Below are 1,817 nucleotides of genomic sequence, written 5' to 3'. Positions count from 1 at the left end.
AATAAAGAAAAGACAGGCAATGACTAATGCGCTAACGCCATAGTATCCATATTCAGCAATTTTACGTATAAACGATAGTTTAGGACGCTCTGGCAATTTAGCTTGCTCATCTATATGCCCTATTTTCTGAGCAGGTGTTCCATCCCAAATTTCGCCCTCAGGTACAACCGTGTCATATTCAATTGAAGTTAAGGCATTTACATGGGCCTGTTTTTCTAACACTGTATTTTCTTCTAATACAGCATACGAACCTACATAACTGTCTTGTTTAAGGTGAATTGAACCTAATACCAAGTGACCATGTTCAACTTTGGCATTTTCTAAATTCACCTGAGAACCGATACTCACGCCATCTTCAATAGTCAGTAAAGATGGCATACGAATATGTACAGAACTAATGGTAACGTCGTGACCGATTTTTGCGCCAAGTGCTTTCAAATATAAGTTAAGTAAAGTCGAACCCGACAAGAGATAGACAGGTGAAATATTACTAATACGGTCCGCTAGCCACCAACGGAAATAGGTTAATCCCCATAATGGATAACGCCCTGCGCCAATTCCTAACATTAATAGTCGTTTTACCGTAATCGACAGTACAAAACTGCTCATAATGACACTGACATACACCAATAAAGACAACGCAATCGCATACGGAATACTGTCGCGAGTTCCACCAGTAAAGTAGTGATAGGTAAAGAATGGCGCTAACCACTGCAAAATATTAATCGAGATTAAAACCGGAATAGTTACAAGCTGTGCAATACCACATAACCATTTATAGGTCTGATTACGAGGGTTATCTTGTCCAATTTGGCTATCAAATAAAGTAGGTTCAGGCTGCTCTAACATGAGTGCAGCAATCGCGCCTACTCTTCTCGCTTGATATAAGTTTTGAATGGTCAGATGGCTATATTCCACATGCTCACGCAGATTTGAAATTAAAACAGCGGCGAGTAGTGAATGCCCGCCTAAATCATCAAAGAAATCAGAATTGAGTTTAATCGGCATGTTTGGGAACAAACGATTCAAAATTTCAAATAGGATTTCTTCGGCTGGGTTCTGTGGCTGATCAGATTCACTGCGATCTACCACACTTGTGAGCGGTCTTGCTTTTAAAGCTTTACGGTCAATTTTCCCAGATAACAGACGTGGAACTTCTTCAATAATCTCAAAACGATTTGGCACCATATAAGGCGGTAATCGCTGACTCAAGTTATGGCGTAGTTCTTTAATTTCTATAGCTTGCTTTGCATCAATTTCTGGTGCAATAAACGCAATAAGTTGATCAATGCCGTCTTCAGGACGAAGAATAACGGCTGCCGTACCAATTCCGTCAATATCGCAAAGCGCAGCTTCGATCTCGCCAAGCTCTACACGGAAACCACGGATTTTAACTTGGTCATCGGCACGACCTAAACAGTGTACTTGACCAAACTCATCAATTTTAGCCAAATCCCCAGTACGGTAGAGTAATTCTTCCTCTACACTCATTGCCCAAGGGTTTTCAATAAACTTATCTGCGGTTAAATCAGGACGTCCTAAATAGCCTTGTGCCACACTTGGACCAAAAATACATAACTCCCCTGTTTCACCTTGCTCGAGCAACTCTCTTTCAGAGTTAATAACCAACATACCGTAGTTTGGTAAGGGCTTGCCAATGGTGACAGGTTTGCCGCGTTCTAATAACTCAAGACTTGCAGAAACCGTGGTTTCGGTTGGTCCATAGGTGTTAAACATTTGATGATGAGATAATGCCCAGCGGTCAACCAGTGAGTCCGGACACATTTCCCCACCTAAATTAATAATTCTTAAATTAG

At 41.1% G+C, this 1,817-nt stretch carries 1 pseudogene; it reads right to left on the bottom strand.

The annotated features are described in order from the left end of the window. Positions 1-1,817, bottom strand: a pseudogene (gene posA / locus VXQ92_RS16535) (delta-poly-L-ornithine synthetase PosA); the annotation flags it as partial.

It is taken from the genome of Acinetobacter sp. 228 (genome assembly GCF_048147885.1).
Note: the sequence above shows the minus strand (reverse complement) of the source record. Positions and strands in the feature narration are given on the sequence as shown.